Annotated in this window: 16 protein-coding genes and 1 pseudogene; 6 read left to right on the top strand and 11 right to left on the bottom strand. The window is 56.4% G+C overall.

What is annotated here, in order from left to right; all coding sequences use genetic code 11:
• Nucleotides 1-12: 12 nt before the first annotated feature.
• From PI91_RS21350 to PI91_RS21340, 3 genes are all read right to left on the bottom strand, one after another.
• Nucleotides 13-984 (bottom strand): glycosyltransferase, encoded by a 972-nt coding sequence (locus tag PI91_RS21350; protein ID WP_039267067.1) that lies wholly within the window; start codon nucleotides 982-984, stop codon nucleotides 13-15.
• Nucleotides 985-992: 8 nt separating this feature from the next.
• Complete coding sequence (locus tag PI91_RS21345; RefSeq protein WP_039267066.1) at nucleotides 993-1,976, bottom strand: glycosyltransferase; 984 nt, start codon at nucleotides 1,974-1,976, stop codon at nucleotides 993-995.
• Nucleotides 1,977-2,121: 145 nt separating this feature from the next.
• Nucleotides 2,122-3,492 carry an O-antigen ligase family protein gene (locus tag PI91_RS21340; protein WP_039267065.1) on the bottom strand — a complete coding sequence of 457 codons (1,371 nt, stop codon included), beginning with the start codon at nucleotides 3,490-3,492 and terminating at the stop codon, nucleotides 2,122-2,124.
• A gap of 230 nt (nucleotides 3,493-3,722) precedes the next feature.
• Here PI91_RS21340 and PI91_RS21335 point away from each other — a divergent pair, with 230 nt between their 5' ends.
• A complete protein-coding gene (locus PI91_RS21335; RefSeq protein WP_039267064.1) occupies nucleotides 3,723-4,826 on the top strand; it encodes a glycosyltransferase family 4 protein in 1,104 nt (367 codons plus the stop codon).
• On the opposite strand, the pseudogene PI91_RS21330 reads toward PI91_RS21335, so the two are convergent.
• The 5 genes and pseudogenes from PI91_RS21330 to rfaD all read right to left on the bottom strand — a co-directional run bounded on the left by PI91_RS21330 (nucleotide 4,805) and on the right by rfaD (nucleotide 9,983).
• Nucleotides 4,805-5,913 (bottom strand): annotated as a pseudogene (locus PI91_RS21330) (glycosyltransferase family 4 protein). The gene PI91_RS21335 and the pseudogene PI91_RS21330 overlap by 22 nt on opposite strands.
• Nucleotides 5,910-7,019, bottom strand: coding sequence for a putative lipopolysaccharide heptosyltransferase III (rfaQ, locus tag PI91_RS21325; protein ID WP_008502704.1), 1,110 nt, complete (start codon nucleotides 7,017-7,019; stop codon nucleotides 5,910-5,912). Before rfaQ ends, PI91_RS21330 begins: the two are co-directional and overlap by 4 nt.
• Entirely contained in the window at nucleotides 7,012-7,998 is a 987-nt protein-coding gene (gene rfaC, locus PI91_RS21320) for a lipopolysaccharide heptosyltransferase RfaC (RefSeq protein ID WP_039267063.1), read from the bottom strand. Before rfaC ends, rfaQ begins: the two co-directional genes overlap by 8 nt.
• Before the next feature lie 3 nt (nucleotides 7,999-8,001).
• Nucleotides 8,002-9,048, bottom strand: a complete 1,047-nt coding sequence (gene rfaF, locus PI91_RS21315) for an ADP-heptose--LPS heptosyltransferase RfaF (RefSeq protein WP_039267062.1) — start codon at nucleotides 9,046-9,048, stop codon at nucleotides 8,002-8,004.
• A 2-nt stretch (nucleotides 9,049-9,050) separates the two neighbouring features.
• Nucleotides 9,051-9,983: an ADP-glyceromanno-heptose 6-epimerase gene (rfaD, locus tag PI91_RS21310; RefSeq protein WP_008502707.1), complete on the bottom strand. Its 933-nt coding sequence runs from the start codon at nucleotides 9,981-9,983 to the stop codon at nucleotides 9,051-9,053.
• A gap of 215 nt (nucleotides 9,984-10,198) precedes the next feature.
• Here rfaD and kbl point away from each other — a divergent pair, with 215 nt between their 5' ends.
• The 3 genes from kbl to PI91_RS21295 all read left to right on the top strand — a co-directional run bounded on the left by kbl (nucleotide 10,199) and on the right by PI91_RS21295 (nucleotide 13,372).
• Entirely contained in the window at nucleotides 10,199-11,395 is a 1,197-nt protein-coding gene (gene kbl, locus PI91_RS21305; RefSeq protein ID WP_023294809.1) for a glycine C-acetyltransferase, read from the top strand.
• A gap of 9 nt (nucleotides 11,396-11,404) precedes the next feature.
• Nucleotides 11,405-12,430: an L-threonine 3-dehydrogenase gene (gene tdh, locus PI91_RS21300; protein ID WP_039267060.1), complete on the top strand. Its 1,026-nt coding sequence runs from the start codon at nucleotides 11,405-11,407 to the stop codon at nucleotides 12,428-12,430.
• A 141-nt stretch (nucleotides 12,431-12,571) separates the two neighbouring features.
• Nucleotides 12,572-13,372, top strand: a complete 801-nt coding sequence (locus PI91_RS21295) for a glycosyltransferase family 2 protein (RefSeq protein ID WP_039267059.1) — start codon at nucleotides 12,572-12,574, stop codon at nucleotides 13,370-13,372.
• A gap of 3 nt (nucleotides 13,373-13,375) precedes the next feature.
• Here the strand turns inward: PI91_RS21295 and PI91_RS21290 are convergent, their stop codons facing one another.
• The 3 genes from PI91_RS21290 to gpmM are packed head-to-tail and all read right to left on the bottom strand — an operon-like array spanning nucleotide 13,376 to nucleotide 17,149.
• Complete coding sequence (locus tag PI91_RS21290) at nucleotides 13,376-14,308, bottom strand: divergent polysaccharide deacetylase family protein (RefSeq protein WP_021242427.1); 933 nt, start codon at nucleotides 14,306-14,308, stop codon at nucleotides 13,376-13,378.
• A gap of 3 nt (nucleotides 14,309-14,311) precedes the next feature.
• Nucleotides 14,312-15,571, bottom strand: a complete 1,260-nt coding sequence (gene envC, locus PI91_RS21285) for a murein hydrolase activator EnvC (RefSeq protein WP_232764470.1) — start codon at nucleotides 15,569-15,571, stop codon at nucleotides 14,312-14,314.
• Between the two features lie 33 nt (nucleotides 15,572-15,604).
• On the bottom strand, nucleotides 15,605-17,149 hold the full coding sequence (gene gpmM, locus PI91_RS21280) for a 2,3-bisphosphoglycerate-independent phosphoglycerate mutase (protein ID WP_039267057.1): 1,545 nt from the start codon (nucleotides 17,147-17,149) through the stop codon (nucleotides 15,605-15,607).
• 247 nt (nucleotides 17,150-17,396) lie between these two features.
• Here gpmM and PI91_RS21275 point away from each other — a divergent pair, with 247 nt between their 5' ends.
• A complete protein-coding gene (locus PI91_RS21275) occupies nucleotides 17,397-17,828 on the top strand; it encodes a rhodanese-like domain-containing protein (RefSeq protein WP_008502714.1) in 432 nt (143 codons plus the stop codon).
• 11 nt (nucleotides 17,829-17,839) lie between these two features.
• On the top strand, nucleotides 17,840-18,091 hold the full coding sequence (grxC, locus tag PI91_RS21270; protein WP_008502715.1) for a glutaredoxin 3: 252 nt from the start codon (nucleotides 17,840-17,842) through the stop codon (nucleotides 18,089-18,091).
• Nucleotides 18,092-18,093 lie beyond the last annotated feature (2 nt).

Here is an 18,093-nt window from a genome sequence, read left to right as displayed (position 1 = left end):
ACTCTATTCCGATCAGAACTTTTTAGTCAGCGGGCGAATGGCTTTACCAAAGCCAAAGCGCAGTGCGCGAACTACCGTAGGACGATTGTGCAATCCTTTTCGCCAAATATCCTCAAACAGGGCATACCAGCGTGCAGCGACCGCTTCGCGGGAATAGACCTGTAGACGTTTTTCACCCTGTTCGCGCATCTGACGATACAGTTCAGGGGAGTTTTTAAGACGCATGATGGCATTGAAGGCTTCATCAGGGGTTTTGGCGATCAGGTAGTCCAGCTCGCTTTCGCGGATCGCGCGATAAGACGGCTCGTCATCGCAGACCATCACCGTTTTCCCCAGCCAGTTGTTAATGAGCTTACTGGCAGGCTTACGCGCCAGTTTATGATCGTGTGATTTGCGGAAGCTGATGCACACGTCCACGTCCTGGTAGTTTGTCCAGTTATCGAACGAGATGCGGAGCTCAATACCTTGTTCGGCAAGACGTTGCTTAAAATTCCCTTCGCGGTATTCGTCCGGGAAACTGTCTACACGGCCGAAGAATGCGACGGTTTTGATTGTCTCGTCGGTGCGTTCGCGTGGTTTTACGCCCGGCTGTGGCCAGTTAGGAATAAAGATACGCCCTGGGATGTTAGCAACTTCAGGGTTTTGTTCGACGACGTAATCCGCGCCGATAACCGGCGGACGATCGGCACGAGCAACAACGGTCACGCCGACCCAGGGTTTTACGCGGGAACCATAGTGATCGTTGTGCATCAGATTAATTGCGTCCGGGCGGCATTCAGTGCCCCATGAACATTCAATCTGGCCGTTATAGTAATAGTTAAGGCTGAGCATCGTCTGAAATGTCCAGACGCCTCTTCCCCCACAGTAAAAACGATGCGGAATATCATCCGGATTGATTTTCTGATCAATCAGTTCCTGAAAATCGGCAAAATTCGTCGCGATAAACTCAGGGCGGGAGACAACATGCAGTTTAAGCTTGCTCATATTTCCACTCATTTGACGAGTTTTTTAAGACGGAAGTAGCGACGTCCCAGACGCCACCGTTGGCGGAAGCCGCGCGCATTTTGCCAAATCAGAGTCCAGATACCGCGATCGAAAAGCTCACGGGTGATCTCGCGTTTTTTGGCCATATCGTCAATGTTATTAATGCTATGCAGGATCCCCAGACCCTCTTTGGCGATTTGCCAGCGGCAGGCGGGCACGCGTTTCACCTGTTCCGGATAGCGTTTGTTGATGGCGTCCAGCATCTCCAGAATCTTCATATAATGGCGCGAAGAGCGCATGCGCGTGTCGTCCGTGCCTGGCGTATGGGAAACGGAAGCGGAGTGGATCAGGTAGTCGTAATAGGTCTCATCAATATACTGCACGCGTCTGGCGGTGAGCAGCACTTCCGTAGTCCAGGGGATGTCCTGATGGCGCAGACCCTGTTCAAAGCTGAAGCCCTGCTCTTTGATAAAGGCATGGCGATAGATGTTCAGCCACGTCACGTGCAGGAACTTGCGCGATTCGAGCGCCATCTGCAGCCAGGTCGGGCCGTCCAGCACGTCGGTTGACGCAAGTTTATCTGAAGGGAAAATCTTCTTCGACGGGCGTCCGTCGTCATAAATGTAGGTACCGTTGCAGGTCGCGACGTCCAACTGCCCGGCGAGTGCAATCTCCAGCAGGCGCGGATACATGCCCGGATAGATGACATCATCAATATCCGGGAACGCGATGTAATCGCCCGTTGCTGCGGCCAGACCGGTATTACGGGCCGCAGAGACCCCCCCATTAGGCTGGTCGATGACGTTAAAATGACTGAATTCACTGGCGTAGCGGGCGATGATCTCTGCAGAGCCGTCAGTAGAGCCGTCATTAACAATAATAAGTTCCAGGCTGTGCAGATTCTGTTTCTTTATGCTGTCAAAAAAAGCGCTCAGGAAATTCTCGCCATTATAGACGGCGACAACGAGGCTTAATTGAGGCGTTCCAGACATGCTTACTCCGTAATTTAACGCGGTGAGATGCGGCTAGCGAGCGATACAGCAATGTGCAATGGCTTTTCGACAGCCGGCAGGCAAAAGAGTTCTGATAGGTAACGTTGCGCCGATGCGTATTGTCAACGGCGCTATGTATACGCAATCAGGAGGTTGTTTCTGTTCGTTTAGCGGGCCGTAACGCGCACATTCCCACAAGCAACCCGGTTAACAGCATATATTGTTCCAGGTAGTGATCTTTCAGATTGTGGTCAACCATGGTTCGGGAGAAGAAACCAACCGTAAACAGCAGCAGGAACATGCCCGCCATCATATTGCCATGGCGGAACTCGCGCCAGCCGATGTACCAGCAGCCTGCCAGCAGAATCAGCCAGCCTGCAATGCCCGCGATGCCGTTCTGGATACCAAACTCAATCAGGCCGTAGTGGCTGTGCGGAATGTTAATGCGATTGTCCTGCGTGTCGCGACGCAGCACATAGCGGAAGGCCTCTTTGCGAGGCCCCATTCCCGCAGGGTGTTCACCCACCAGTTTCCAGCCCTGATGGAAGAAGCTGGCACGACAGCCGTTGGAGTGATCCATTGGACGACCGAGATCGTTAGTCGGTACAGTTCCGTCTGTTCTGTTATAGCAAAAACTGGTGAAAGGCGCGTTCCAGCCTGTTACCGCATCATCTTCCAGATTTTGCCAGCGCGGATCGGTTTTCCAGGAGGCATAGCCCAGAAGCGCGGAAATGATAATGATGCTCACAAGAATAACGCCTGTTAACACCACTCGGCTGCGACGCATACTGTGCAGGCTGAGCAGTAGGAAGGTGGAGAACAGGCTACCAACCAGGCCGATCGTTCCCCAGCGGGTATCGACTAACGCCGTGCAGACAAGGTTACACAGCAGCATAAAGGCGAGGAACGGTGTCTTCAGGCGTAAGAAACGCTGATGAAGCAGGCCGCGTGCAAGCAGTTCGGCGATCAGGAAACCGGTGATCATATTGACCTGGAAGCTCATGCGCGTGCGGTTATAAACAATCCGCGTTTCGCCCCAGTGGATCACGCCGTCTCGCCAGTAAAGCCAGACGGTATCAAGGAGATGGATACAGACGACGCCCCAGAAAAAAAGAACGACGAGAGTAAAGAAACGGGCTGCCGATAAAGAGGGGAAGCGCTCCTGAATCACCGGTAATAACACCAGGCCTGCACAGAAAAGCAATACCGGACGTAACCACTGTCCATCCCAGGTCGACACCATTTCTTTAATATCTGGCGCGACAAAAAAGCCGTTAATCAGGATAAAGAAGGTTAATGCCCACAGCACAATAAGCACGAACTTAATTTTGTTTAAGTCCAGCGCTTTTCTCGCCACTGAAGAGCTAAAGAAAAGACCGAGCGCCACCACTATATTAGGATAAATCAGTCCATTACGATGAAAAGGTAGCTGATCGTTTGGGATTGGCCAGATAAAACATAAAGCCAGTACAGACAGTACTAAAAGACCTGTCAGGATGTTACGAGTATTTGTCATAATTTTGGTACTGGTAAAGGATCTCGGCGTTAATACCGGTTAGTTAACAATGCCATATGCAGATTCCACTGATTTTGAGTGGAATAAAAGCCTGAGAAAATTACCACAGAAGCCATTACTACAGAAGGACAATGTTTGTAAGCAAGATTAATCCGCCTGTGCATTATCGTAATACCCACGTATATAATCGGCGGCCTGGACAGCGGTTTCAGCTAAACGACAGGAAATATATGCATATTGTTCACACTGAAGCAGACGGCGGCAAAGGCGGGCAGCCTCTGCGCATTATCAACGAATCGCTTGGGATGATTCAGCGTGGCCATCAGGTGACTCTCCTTTGTCCGGAAACTGCGCCGCTCCACGCGCTGGCACGCAATGCCGGTCTGACGGTGGTCACGATGCCGTTGAAGCGTAAGAACCTTAAAAACCTGCAGGTGCTGCGTCGCTGGATGAAGGATAACCGTCACTCGATTGACGTCATCAACAGCCATAACTCTGCCGATACCTGGCTGGTGGCGCTGGCGAATCTGACGCTGTCCAACCCTGTACCACTGGTGAGAACCCGTCATGCGTCCGGCGTACCGCGCAACAACTGGACGACCCGCTGGCTCTTCCGCACGGCCTGCGCGCATATCGTGACCACCGGCGAGGCGCTGCGCCATCAGGTGGCAAATATTGGCGTGCCGATGTCTCAGAGTACGTCGGTGCCAAGCGGTGTTGATACGCAGCGTTTCCATCCGGGAGATAAGCACCAGGCCCGGGTTCATTGTGGTTTGTCGCAGGACGATTTCTGGCTGGGCGTGGTATCGCATTTGCGCCCGAACAAAGGCCATAGCGTACTGCTGCGCGCCCTGGCGAAAATCGCCAATCCACACATCAAGCTGGCGATTGTCGGCGAAGGTCCGCACAAAGCGACGCTGGAACAGGAAATCACCGCCCTGGGGTTACAGCACCGCGTAGTCATGGCGGGACATCAATCCGATCCGGAACGCTGGTTCCCGGCCTTTGATATTGCGCTCAGCCCTTCGCACGATATGGAAGGTGTTCCGCAGGGCGTGCTGCAATCGTTAGCCACCCGTATTGCCACCATTGCAACGGATGCGGGTGGAACGGGAGATGCGGTGATTAACGGGCTGACGGGAGTGCTGGTCGCGCAGCGCGACGAAAACGCGCTGCACGATGCCATAATGAAACTCTATGACGACTCAGCCCTTCGTGAGACGCTCGCGCAACAGGGATATGATTACCTGAGCACGCACTTTACCCGCGAATGTATGCTGGACGCGATGGAGAAAGTCTTCTCCGATGCCGCTCAGCGCAGCAAATCACGATAAAGCGCCTGTAGCTCTTTCGCCATTCTGTCCAGGGTGAAGGGCTCGGCGGTTGCACGCGCAGCGGCGGAGTAATCGACACCCTGTTCACGGCCTTTCAGCCACAGCGAGATGGCCTGCTGGTAGCCTTCGCTGTCCAGCGCATCGCGCACCCAGCCGTTTTGACCCTCGGTTATCCACTCCGCCGCGCCGCAGCCGTGGCTGGTAAGCAGCGGCAAACCACAGGCCAGCGCTTCCACGCAGACGTTCGGGAAGGGATCGTAGAGCGTCGGCAGGATAAGGGCATCCGCCGTGCCATAGACTTCACGCACGTTGGCAACGGGGCCCAGGAACTTCACTCGTGAGGAAATCCCAGCGCCTGTGCCAGCTTTTCGAACTTCCGCGCATGTTTATCGCGGCCAGCAATCAGCAGCCAGACGTCAGGATGCGCCACAATGGCGCGCAGCGCGGTGGCGACGCCTTTGCGGCTGAAGCCTGACCCAACATACGCCAGCACCGGTGCGTCAGGAGGAATACCCAGGGCATCACGCTGCGAAAGGGCGCGGACCTCAGGGCTAAACTGAACGGTGTCCACGCCGTTGTAGATCACCGTCAGCTTGTCGTCCGGCAGCCCGAAGCGCCGCGCGATATCATCGCGCACCATCTTCGAATTACAGATCACCTTGCGCAGCTGCGGATGGGTAAACATCTGCGCCTCGGCCTGCAGAATGTAGCGGTGATAGCGGCTCAGAGATTGCGCCCAGCGCGCCAGCGGCGACAGAATGCGGCCATATTGCTCAAGCCAGGTGGCGTGAACACCGTCGCCCGCCCGGAAGATGGTGGCTCCCGGTATGCGTTCGTGGCTTTGCACAATATCAAACTGCGCAAAATGCGCGGCGGCTTCGAGGGCAAAACCGGATTCACGCGCGATGCGATTGCGAAACGGCGGATTGACCGTCAGCGTTTTCCAGCCTGCGGCATCCTCCCACTGGCGAGCAATCAGCGTGACATCAAGGGAGGTATCCTGCGCCAGCACGTTTAGCGCACGTGAGACAAAACGCTCTGCGCCACCGTTGGGGTTGTAGGTCTGTCGGACAATAGCCAGCTTCATGCAGGGGTTTCCGTTTCCAGAAGCATCGTATCAATGGCGCTCAGCACCTGCTGTGGGGTGATGGCCGTGATGCAGTCAGAGACACCGCTGTCTCCGCAGCCCGCTTTGCCGCACGGCTGGCAGGTAAACCCGGCCACGATTACGCGATAATTTACCCCCCACGGCGCCCATTTGATGGCGCCGGTAGGACCAAAGATGGCGACGGTTGGCGTACCGACGGCGCTCGCAAGATGCATTGGCATGGAATCCACGCCGAAGTACACCCGGGCGTGCTTCATGAGCGCACCCAGCTCTTTCAGGTTCAGCTGACCGCTTAAATCAAAGACCGGCTGGGTGAGCGCAGCGCGCAGCGCGTCCATATAGGCCTTCTCTTCTTTTGACGGCGCGGCGGAGAGGACGATCGGCAGGCCGCGCGCCGCCAGGTTATCAATGGTCGCTGCCAGCTTTTTGATATCCCAGGCCTTAAACATCCAGCGCGAGGTCGGGTGAACCAGAATGTAGGATTTACTCGTGAGCCCAAACCCGGCCAGCTTTTCGGCCACAGAGGCTTCTGCCGCGTCACCGGGCACAAAAAGCGTATGTTTGTCTTCGTCGGACTGCGGATGAATGCCGATCCGGCGCAGGGCATCCAGATTAACCTCCACCATATGACGGCTGTTGTCCTGAATCGCCGGATAGAGCGTGGTGAACGATTTCACCCAACGGCGACGCGCCAGGCCACCGCGCTTATCCGGCTTAAAGCCGACGGAGACGCGCGGTTTCAGGCGACGCGCCAGACGCGCGCCGTGCCAGTGTTCGGTCAGGTTAATCAGCACGTCATACTGACGGCCTTTCAGGGTGTTCAGCAGGGCGCGGTAGAGGCGGAATTGTTCAAACCAGCCCTTCTTGCGCCAGTTGCGCCCAATAGTGTGCACCTGGTCGATATGCGGGTGGCTGGTCAGCATCGCCTGGGTATCGTCATAAACCAGCGCATCGACTTCCACGTTCGGCCAGTTCTTTTTCAGCACGGTATAAACCGGCGAGGTAAGCAAAACGTCACCGTGGTGACGAAGCTTAATAATCAGCACGCGCTTTGGCGGGCGCTCCGCTGAGAAAAAATCAGACATAGGCTCTCTCTGCTGCCAGCAAAGGCTCTAATTGCGCAAATACCGCAGCGGCGCTGAGATCGCTCAGCTGCGATGAGTGTTCCGGGCGGCAGATATATTGATTTTTTCCATAGCCGCCGATAAGCCCCGGGTCCGTTGGGCCGTAAAGCGTAATATTAGGTCGATCCAGCGCCGCCGTCAGGTGGCTGAGTCCCGTATCCACGGAGACCACAGCCGTCGCGCCTGCCAGCGCCTGAGCGACGCCATCCAGCTTCATGCGCGGCAGAACGTCCACATAATCAAATCCTGCCGCCAGGCGTTTGGCGCGCGCTTCTTCATGGGGAGCGCCCCACGGGAGTTTGATACGCAGCCCCGCGTTTGCCAGCAGGCCGATCAGTTCGCGCCAGTGCGCTTCCGGCCAGTGCTTGTCGTCGCGGGTCGTTGCATGAAGGAAAATCAGGTAGGGTGCGTCTGTTTGTTGCGAACCGTGCAAAAAATGCTGCGAAATGGCGTAATCGCCCTGCGTTTCCGGCTTTGCATAGCCAAGACTCTTTGCAAAAAGCTCGCGGGTACGTTCCACCGCGTGCTGTTGCTTTGCGATGTGATGGCGGCGGTTATAAAACAGGCTCGCCAGCGGTTCTCGGGCGCTGTGCCAGTCCATCCCGTGCTTTACGCCGTGTGCCAGACGCGTTACCAGCGCGGCGCTTTTGACCAGTCCCTGCGCGTCGATGATGGCATCATAACGCTGCGCCTGTACCGCCTCGCGGAAGGCTTTGCGTTCGGCTTTAATCGGCGCGGAGAACCACGCTTTCCGCCAGCGGCGAATCGCCACCGGGATCACGCGGTCGACCGCTTCATGCCAGGTGGGGATCTGCGCGAAGCCCTCTTCCACCACCCAGTCAAAACGGATGCCGGGAATGGCCCGCATGGCGTCCGTCAGCGACGGCAGCGTATGCAGAACATCGCCCATCGACGAGGTTTTAACGATCAGTACCCGCATCCGTTATCCTTCTTCGCTCAACAGCAGTGCGTTGAGTTCTTCAAGAACGCGCTGCGGGGTAATGTCGATCAGACTCTGATGATAACCTTCAGCGGCATCGCCTTTGCGCACCTTGTGGTAGCCGGTGATCAGGCGAATAACGCGCGCTTTATGGGAAAGCGGAGGCGTAAAGTCCGGGCTGCTTGGCCCATACAGCGCCACCAGCGGACGGTTGAGCGCAGCGGCGACGTGCATCAGGCCTGAATCGTTGGTAACCACAGCGTGGCAGGCAGCAATCAGGATAACCGCCTGCTCAAGCTGCGTTTCTCCCGCCAGGTTGCGGCACCAGGCCTGCTGTTCATTACTGAGCGTCGCGAGAATTTCGTTGCCCGCCTCGTGGTCTTTTGCCGAACCGAACAGGACAATCTGGTAGCCTTCGTCGATCAGCTGTTTCGCCAGCTCTGCATAGTGGTAGTGCGGCCAGCGTTTTGCCGGGCCGAACTCGGCGCCAGGGCAGAAGCCAATCATCGGACGTTCAGCCGAAAGGCCAAACGTGCTGCAGGTCTGGGATTTTTCACCGTCGTTAACCTGAAGCTGGGGCCAGAGCAGCGGCTGCGGCAGGTCTTTCGCGCTGCGCATCACGCCTTTGTCATAGGCCAGCGCCACGTAGCGCTCCACCATTAATGGCCAGGCCGCTTTATCCAGCACGCGCGCATCGTTCAGCAGGCCGTAGCGCATTTCGCCGCGCCAGCCGGTGCGATGCGGAATGCCCGCAAAGAAGGGCACCAGGGCAGATTTAAAGGAGTTGGGCAGAACATACGCGCGGTCATACCGCTTCTCGCGCAGGCTATGGCCGAGCTTGCGGCGTTCGCCAATTTCCAGCGCCCCGTGGCCGAGCGGCATCGGGATCGCTTCATTCACTTCCGGCATACGCGATAACAGCGGACGGCACCACGCGGGTGCCATCACGTCGATTATCGCCTGGGGATAGCGCGCCTTGAGCGTGCGATAGAGACTTTGCGACATCATCATGTCGCCCACCCATGACGGGCCGATCACCAGAATCTTCATACTTACGCGTCGCGGTTCAGCCAGGCCATATACTCCGTTACGCCTTCGGCAACGGTTTTGAACGGCTTGTCATAACCCGCTGCGCGCAGGTTAGTCAGGTCAGCCTGGGTGAACGCCTGATAGCGGCCTTTCAGCTTGTCCGGGAACGGAATGTACTCGATGCTGCCTTTTTTGTGGTACGCCAGCGTGGCATCAGCCACCGCCTGGAAGGACTCTGCGCGGCCAGTACCCAGGTTGAAGATGCCGGACACGCCGTTTTCCCAGAACCACAGGTTTACGGCCGCCACGTCGCCCACGTAAACGAAGTCACGCTTAAAGCCGTCGCTGCCTTCGAACAGTTTTGGACTTTCACCGTTATTCAGCTGGGTGTTCAGGTGGAACGCCACGCTTGCCATGCTGCCTTTGTGGCCTTCGCGCGGTCCGTAGACGTTGAAGTAACGGAAGCCGACGATCTGCGAGTTCGCTTCTGGCAGAACCTGACGCACATATTCGTCGAACAGGAATTTGGAGTAGCCGTAGACGTTCAGCGGCTGCTCATATTCGCGGGACTCGATGAAGTCCGAGGTGCGCCCGCCGTAAGTGGCGGCAGAAGAGGCATACAGGAACGGAATTTCACGCTCCAGGCAGTAGTGCAGGATCTCTTTGGAGTACTGATAGTTGTTGTCCATCATGTACTTGCCGTCCCACTCGGTGGTGGAAGAACACGCACCTTCGTGGAAGATGGCTTCGATCTCGCCGAACTCTTCGCCTGCCATAATCTGGATAAGGAAGTCTTCTTTATCCATGTAGTCAGCGATGTTCAGATCCACCAGGTTAACGAACTTGGTGCCGTCTTTCAGGTTGTCAACCACCAGGATGTCGGTGATGCCTTTGTCATTGAGAGCCTTAACAATATTGCTGCCGATAAAGCCTGCGCCGCCGGTAACGATGATCATAACTGTAACCTTTGAAGTGTGGAGCCCGGGGACAATCCCGGACGCTAATGTTTCTATCATATCATTAGTATGGCTGCCCTTCAGCCATTCACCGACATAGCGCAAGGGTACACGTGATTTATGCTGCAAAAACGACAAGAGATGACGTGTCATCTCGTCATGAACTATAGGTTTGGGTAATATGTCCCGAAATTTGCCGAGTCTGGAGAATTGCAATGCGTGGTGATTTTTACAAACAGTTAAACAGCGACCTCGAGACCGCACGTGCGGAAGGGTTGTTCAAGGAAGAGCGTATTATCACGTCTGCACAGCAGGCGGACATCACCGTTGCCGACGGCAGCCATGTGATCAACTTTTGTGCGAACAACTACTTAGGTCTTGCGAATCACCCTGAGCTGATTGCCGCGGCAAAAAACGGCATGGATACCCACGGTTTTGGTATGGCCTCAGTACGCTTTATCTGCGGTACCCAGGACAGCCACAAGCAGCTTGAGCAAAAGCTGGCGAACTTCCTCGGAATGGAAGACGCGATTCTCTACTCCTCCTGCTTCGACGCCAACGGCGGCCTGTTCGAGACCCTGCTCGGCGCAGAAGATGCGATTATCTCCGACGCCCTGAACCACGCCTCCATCATCGACGGCGTACGCTTGTGTAAAGCGAAGCGTTTTCGCTACGCCAACAACGACATGGTTGAGCTGGAAGCGCGCCTGAAAGAGGCCCGTGAAGCGGGCGCTCGCCATGTGCTGATCGCCACCGACGGCGTATTCTCCATGGACGGCGTGATCGCCAACCTGAAGGGCGTGTGTGACCTGGCGGATAAATACGACGCGCTGGTGATGGTCGATGACTCTCACGCGGTCGGTTTTGTCGGCGAAAATGGTCGCGGCTCCCACGAATACTGCGACGTAATGGGCCGCGTGGACATCATCACCGGCACGCTGGGCAAAGCGCTCGGCGGCGCATCCGGCGGATATACCGCTGCGCGTAAAGAGGTGGTGGAGTGGCTGCGCCAGCGCTCGCGTCCGTATCTGTTCTCCAACTCCCTGGCACCGGCGATTGTTGCCGCCTCCATCAAAGTGCTGGAGATGGTGGAGTCCGGCGCTGAACTGCGCGACCGCCTGTGGTCCAACGCGCGTCTGTTCCGTGAAAAAATGAGCGCAGCAGGGTTCACCCTGGCCGGTGCTGACCACGCGATCATTCCGGTGATGCTGGGTGATGCGGTCGTGGCGCAGAACTTTGCCCGCGAACTGCAGAAAGAAGGGATTTACGTCACCGGGTTCTTCTTCCCGGTGGTGCCAAAAGGTCAGGCGCGTATCCGCACCCAGATGTCTGCGGCGCATACGCCTGAACAAATTGAACGTGCGGTGGAAGCCTTTACCCGCATCGGTAAACAGCTGGGCGTCATTGCCTGAGGACGTGTGATGAAAGCGTTATCCAAACTGAAAGCGGAAGAAGGGATTTGGGTGACCGACGTGCCGGAACCGGAAGTCGGTCATAACGATCTGCTGATCAAAATTCGTAAAACGGCTATCTGCGGTACTGACGTTCACATCTACAACTGGGACCAGTGGTCGCAGAAAACCATTCCTGTACCGATGGTTGTCGGTCACGAATATGTCGGTGAAGTGGTGGGTATCGGCCAGGAAGTGAAAGGCTTCAAAATCGGCGACCGCGTCTCCGGTGAAGGCCATATTACCTGCGGCCACTGCCGTAACTGCCGCGGCGGGCGTACGCACCTGTGCCGCAATACCATCGGCGTGGGCGTGAACCGTCCGGGCTGCTTCGCGGAATACCTGGTGATCCCGGCCTTTAACGCCTTCAAAATCCCGGACAATATTTCTGACGACCTGGCCTCCATTTTCGATCCGTTCGGTAACGCCGTGCACACGGCGCTCTCCTTCGATCTGGTTGGTGAAGACGTGCTGGTCTCCGGCGCGGGCCCCATCGGCATTATGGCGGCAGCCGTGGCGAAGCATGTAGGTGCGCGCAACGTCGTGATCACCGATGTAAACGAATACCGCCTGTCGCTGGCGCGCAAAATGGGCGTCACCCGCGCGGTGGATGTCTCGAAAGAGAGCCTGACCGACGTGATGGAAGAGCTGGGCATGACCGAGGGCTTTGACGTGGGTCTGGAGATGTCCGGTGCGCCACCGGCGTTCCGCACCATGCTCGACACCATGAACCACGGTGGCCGTATCGCGATGCTGGGTATCCCGCCGTCGGATATGTCCATCGACTGGAACAAAGTGATCTTCAAGGGGCTGTTCATCAAGGGCATCTATGGTCGTGAGATGTTTGAGACCTGGTACAAGATGGCGGCGTTGATTCAGTCCGGTCTGGATCTGTCCCCGATTATTACTCACCGTTTCTCCATCGATGAGTTCCAGCAGGGCTTTGACGCGATGCGTTCCGGCCAGTCAGGGAAAGTGATTCTGAGCTGGGATTAACCGCGAAAGCGCCTTCGGGCGCTTTTTTTACGGCCTCTTCACGTTTCTTACATCCGCAATCAGATTATTTCGATTTTTCCTTCGCTTTTTTACCCGCACACTTATAAAGTTTGTTGACGATCCGTTTACTTTACAGAGCCTATGTTCAAGCTTACCGTTTGTTTATTGACCTGTAATTCTGCGCGTTTGCTGCGCGAGGTGATTCCTCCGCTGCTGACGGTGGCAGATGAAATTGTCGTTCTGGATTCCGGCAGTACGGATGCCACCCTTTCTATTTGCCGCGAGTACGGCCTCTCCCTTCATCATCACCCCTATGCTATGCATGGCGTGCAGATGAACCATGCAATCGATCTGGCGAGCAATGACTGGGTGCTTTGCATGGATAGCGACGAGATCCTGGACGCGGAAACGGTCGACTTTATTCTGACCCTGAAAGCCGGGGATGAACCTTCCGCCGATCGCGCCTGGCGTATCGCCCGCTACTGGCACGTGCTGGGCGAGGAGGTGCGTACAATCTATCCTGTTTCCTCGCCTGATTTCCCGGTGCGGCTGTTTAATAGTACCCAGGCTCGCTTCAACCAACGACCCGTAGATGACAAAGTTGAAGGTAAGATTGTTGCCGTGAAAATGCCGGGGCGGGTTCGTCACGACACGTTTTATAACCTGCATGAAGTGTTCAACAAGCTCAACAGCTACACCACCCGGCTGGTGAAGTACCAGCCGGCTCGGCCTTCGATCGGACGCGGCATCATCAGCGCCATCGGGGCGTTCTTCAAATGGTATCTGTTCAGCGGAGCCTGGCGTCAGGGCAAGGTTGGGGTCGTGACGGGTCTGTATGCCACAGCCTACAGCTTTTTGAAATATTTCAAATCCTGGTATCAGCATCAGGAGAAAAAGGAGCCCGTTGCGAATGAGCAGACGGACTCTCAGATTGCGAAATAAGCGTCAGGCTTTCTTACCCCATCCCTGCCACTGCTGCTGGACGTATTTCACCAGCGTACTGTTACTGATGCTGTCTCCGATGACAGAGAAGAAGCGGGTCGCGTAGACCGGTTCTAGCGGCTGCTTCGGTACGCAGCGCTTCACGCCGCGGAACGGATTACGCGGCGCCGTCGGGGTGGGCTGCGCAGAATTCGGCGTAGAGGTATCCACCTGCGGCTCATTCAGCAGATCGCTCGGGCGCACCAGCGTGATATCGGAAGGTAAGGTCGGCAGCATTTGCTGCAGGACGCGGACGGTAGACGGGTGGGGGTGACCGATGGCAATGGCCGAACCATTGCGGCGGGCCAGCTGTACCGCGCGATTAAACTGCACGCGAATATCGGCTTCGTTCTGGGTATCATCCAGGAACACCTTGCGCTTAATCACCTTTACGCCCGTTCCCTGAGCGGCGCGCATCGCCTGGCTGTTGCCGATGGTCATGCTGTCGAGGAAGTAGAGATTGTAACGCTCCAGCGCCTGCATCACTTTTAGCATCCCGTACAGGCTGGAGGTCATCGCGCTGCCCATATGGTTGTTCAGCCCTACGGCATACGGCACCTTGTTGTAGGCGTCGCGGATGATGCGCTCGATCTCCTCGCTGCTCATATCCGGGCGCAGGGTATCTTTTTCCAGCGGCTGCTTGCTGAGCGGGGCCATAGGCAGGTGGATGAGAACCTGATGCCCGCTGCTGTGGGCTTTGGTCGCCATCTCACGCGCGTGGGGGGCATTCGGCAGGACGGCAACGGAGATGGCCGACGGCATCGCCAGCACCTGGTTTTCATAATGTGGGCGATAACCGAAGTCATCAATCACGATAGCGAGCTTACCGGCGTATACCGGTGCAGCCAGCGCCAGCGCGCTGACGACGGAGAAAACGATTCGACGAAATTGAAGCAAAACTTATCTTCCCAACCACGGCTGTGGATTGACCGCCTGACCCTGACGACGAATTTCGAAATAGAGTGACGGGCGGCCCTGACCGCCACTGCTGCCCACAAGGGCGATGGGTTGACCAGCACGCACCTGCGTGCCGACGCTGACCAGCGCGCTCTGGTTGTAGCCGTAAAGACTCATGTCGCCTTTACCGTGCTCGACCACTACCACAAGCCCGTAACCCTGCAGCCAGTCGGCCAGAATCACGCGGCCATCGGCGATGGCTTTCACTTCGCTACCTTCAGACGCACCGATAACGATCCCTTTCCAACGTAGCTCACCCTGCAGCTGTTCGCCATAGCGATGCAGAATTGAACCGCGAACGGGCCAGAAAGCCTGACCGCGAGGAGAGCCGAGGCCGCCGGTACGCGACATCAGGGAACGTTCGCTTTCGCTTGGCTTGTAGGTGGTCCCTTTGCGGGACGCTTCCTGCTGCTTGTCGCGAACGGCCTGCGCCTCGCGAGCCTCTTTTTCGGCGCGCGCTTTCGCCGCGGCTTCCGCACGGGCGATGCTGTTACGCAGTTTGGATTCGTTGGCGCGCATTTCGCTCAGCTGGCTCTGACCTTCCTGAATCGAGGACTCGAGACCGGCCAGGGTTTTCTTACGCTCGTTGCGTGCCTGCTCAAGCTTTGCCTGCTGGGCCTGCTGATCGTAGAGCAGCGTCTGCTGCTGGCTCTGCTTCTCTTCCAGCTCGGCTTTTTGCGTGGAAACCTCTTCGCGCGTCTGCTTCAGCTGCGCGATCGTCTCCTGACGCGCCTGGTTCAGATAGCCAAAGTAGGCCTGCAGGCGCTGGCCGCGCTGGCTCTCTTCGCCGCTGAGGATCAGCTGGAGTCCGGTATGTTCACCCTGGCGGAATGCGGCATCAAGCTGTGCGGCAAGGTTGCGCTCCTGCGCATCGCGCTGGCGCTCGAGTTTGGCAATCGACGCGTTCATCTCGCCGATCTGCTTATTCAACTGGGCAAGGGTGTTTTGCGTTTCACGGAGTTTACGCGTGGCAGCGGAGATGGCCTCTTCCTGCTGCTTAAGCTGGGCGAGCAGGGCGGCGCGCTGCTGCTGCTGTTGGCGTACCGCACGCTCTTTGGCGGCGATATCGGCCTGAATGGATTTCAACTGGTCGCGGTCATCCGCGTGGGCGGATGCGGCGCACAGCAATACGCCAGCGCTGAGTGCGCTGGCGTAAAACAGAGGTCTGACTGATAACCTAAGCGGCTTCACGACCCATGTGATTGAAAAAATCGCCTTTCCCCTCATGGGGAGCGATTATTCCACGATGAACAGCGGCTTACCAGTCATCTCTTCAGGGATCGGCATCCCCATCAGCGACAACATGGTTGGCGCGATGTCAGAAAGCTTGCCGCCTTCTACGGCTTTCACTGATTTATCACCCACATAAATCAGCGGAACCGGCAGGTTGGTGTGGGCGGTGTGCGCCTGTCCGGTCGCCGGGTCGCGCATCTGTTCAGCGTTACCGTGATCCGCGGTGATCAGCAGCTGGCCGCCAACGGATTCAACCGCTTTCGCCACCTGCTCAACGCAGTGGTCCAGCGCTTCAACCGCTTTCACTGCCGCTTCCATCACCCCGGTATGACCGACCATGTCGCCGTTCGGGTAGTTACAGATGATAGTGTCGTATTTGCCGCTCTCGATGGCCGCAACCAATTTTTCAGTCAATTCTGCAGAGCTCATTTCTGGCTGCAGATCGTAGGTGGCGACTTTCGGGGAGTTGATCAGAATACGTTCTTCGCCTTTGAACGGCTCTTCAACGCCACCGTTAAAGAAGAAGGTCACGTGCGCGTATTTTTCCGTTTCGGAAATACGCAGCTGCGTTTTGTCGTTCTTCGCCATCCACTCACCGAAGGTGTTTGCCAGCGAGGCGGGTGGGTATGCGCACGGCGCTTTGATGTCTGCCGCGTATTCGGTCAGCTGGATGAAGTCGATGTTTACCACTTTCTTACGGGCAAAACCGTCGAAGTCGCTGTTGACGAACGCACGGGTGATTTCGCGCGCGCGGTCAGCGCGGAAGTTCATGAAGATCAGCGCGTCGCCGTCTTCCATGGCGGCATCGGCCTGGCCTTCAGCGCGAATCACGGACGCTTTTACGAATTCGTCGTTTTCATCGCGTGCATAAGCCGCTTCCAGCGCTTCAACGGCGGTCGCGAACTGGAATTCCCCTTTTGCAAGGGTCAGCAGGTCAAAGGCCTGTTCAACGCGATCCCAGCGGTTGTCGCGGTCCATGGCGTAGTAACGACCAATGATGGAGGCCACGCGGCCTTTACCCAGTGCAGCGAATTTGTCTTCGAAGGCTTTCAGGGAGCCTTCCGCACTGCGTGGTGGCGTGTCGCGACCGTCCAGGAAGGCGTGCAGATAGATTTTTTCCGCACCGCGCTCAGCGGCCAGTTCAACCATTGCCATGATGTGATCTTCGTGGCTGTGAACGCCGCCAGCAGAGAGCAGACCCATGATGTGAACGGCCTTGCCAGCAGCAACGGCTTTATCAACTGCGCCACACAACGTTGGGTTGGAGAAGAAGGTGCGTTCTTTGATTTCAACGTCCAGACGCGTCAGGTCCTGATACACGATACGCCCGGCGCCCAGGTTAACGTGACCGACTTCGGAGTTGCCCATCTGGCGGTCCGGCAGGCCCACTTCCAGGCCAGACGCGTCAATCAGCGTATGCGGACGTTTTGCCCACAGGGCATCCATGACCGGGGTTTTGGCGTTGAAAATAGCGTTATCCTGGCTGTCTTCACGGTAGCCATAGCCATCCAGAATCACCAGTACCATAGGTTTTTTAGAAACCGACATTGCGACAACCTCATGCTCAAGAGTCAAAATTTGCGTAATTTTACTACAGCTGAATCGATCAAATAGCCGCAGAAGATCAAAGAAAGCGCAGGGGCAAGGTACTCGCCAGACCATTTTGAGGCATTTTTTTAGGTGGCATGCCGCAGAAAATGGATTAGGTTAGGGTCGCTGGCTGTATTTGCCAGAACGCACAGGTATACTCCTGTCCTGGTTTTTTTAATCACTAAGTCGGGAGTAGTTACCCTCCATGCAAGAAATTATGCAATTCGTTAGCCGCCATCCGGTTCTGAGCATCGCGTGGATTGGCCTGCTGGCTGCTGTGCTGTTCACCACATTTAAGAGCCTGACGTCTAAGATTAAGGTTATCACCCGTGGTGAAGCGACGCGTCTGATTAACAAAGAAGATGCTGTCGTGGTCGATCTGCGTCAGCGTGACGATTTCCGCAAAGGGCACATTGCAGGTGCGATTAACCTGCTGCCTGCTGAAATCAAAGCGAACAACGTGGGCGAGCTTGAGAAGCATAAAGCCCAGCCGATTATCGTTGTTGACGGTACCGGCATGCAGGCGCAGGAATCCGCGAGCCTGCTACATAAAGCAGGCTTCGAAAACGTATCTGTGCTGAAAGAAGGCATTTCCGGCTGGAGCGGGGAAAATCTTCCTTTGGTACGCGGTAAATAAGGAGTTCAGTCATGGCCCATATTGAGATCTACACCAAAGCGACGTGCCCGTTCTGCCACCGTGCGAAAGCGCTGCTGAACAGCAAAGGCGTCACGTTCCAGGAACTGCCGATTGACGGTGACGCGATTAAACGCGAAGAGATGATCCAACGTAGTGGTCGTACGACGGTTCCACAGATTTTTATTGATGCGCAGCACATTGGCGGCTGTGATGACTTGTATGCGCTCGATGCCCGTGGTGGACTCGATCCGCTGCTGAGCTAAGA

Source organism: Enterobacter sp. FB, assembly GCF_000805795.1.
Lineage (GTDB): Bacteria > Pseudomonadota > Gammaproteobacteria > Enterobacterales > Enterobacteriaceae > Enterobacter > Enterobacter roggenkampii.
Note: the sequence above shows the minus strand (reverse complement) of the source record. Positions and strands in the feature narration are given on the sequence as shown.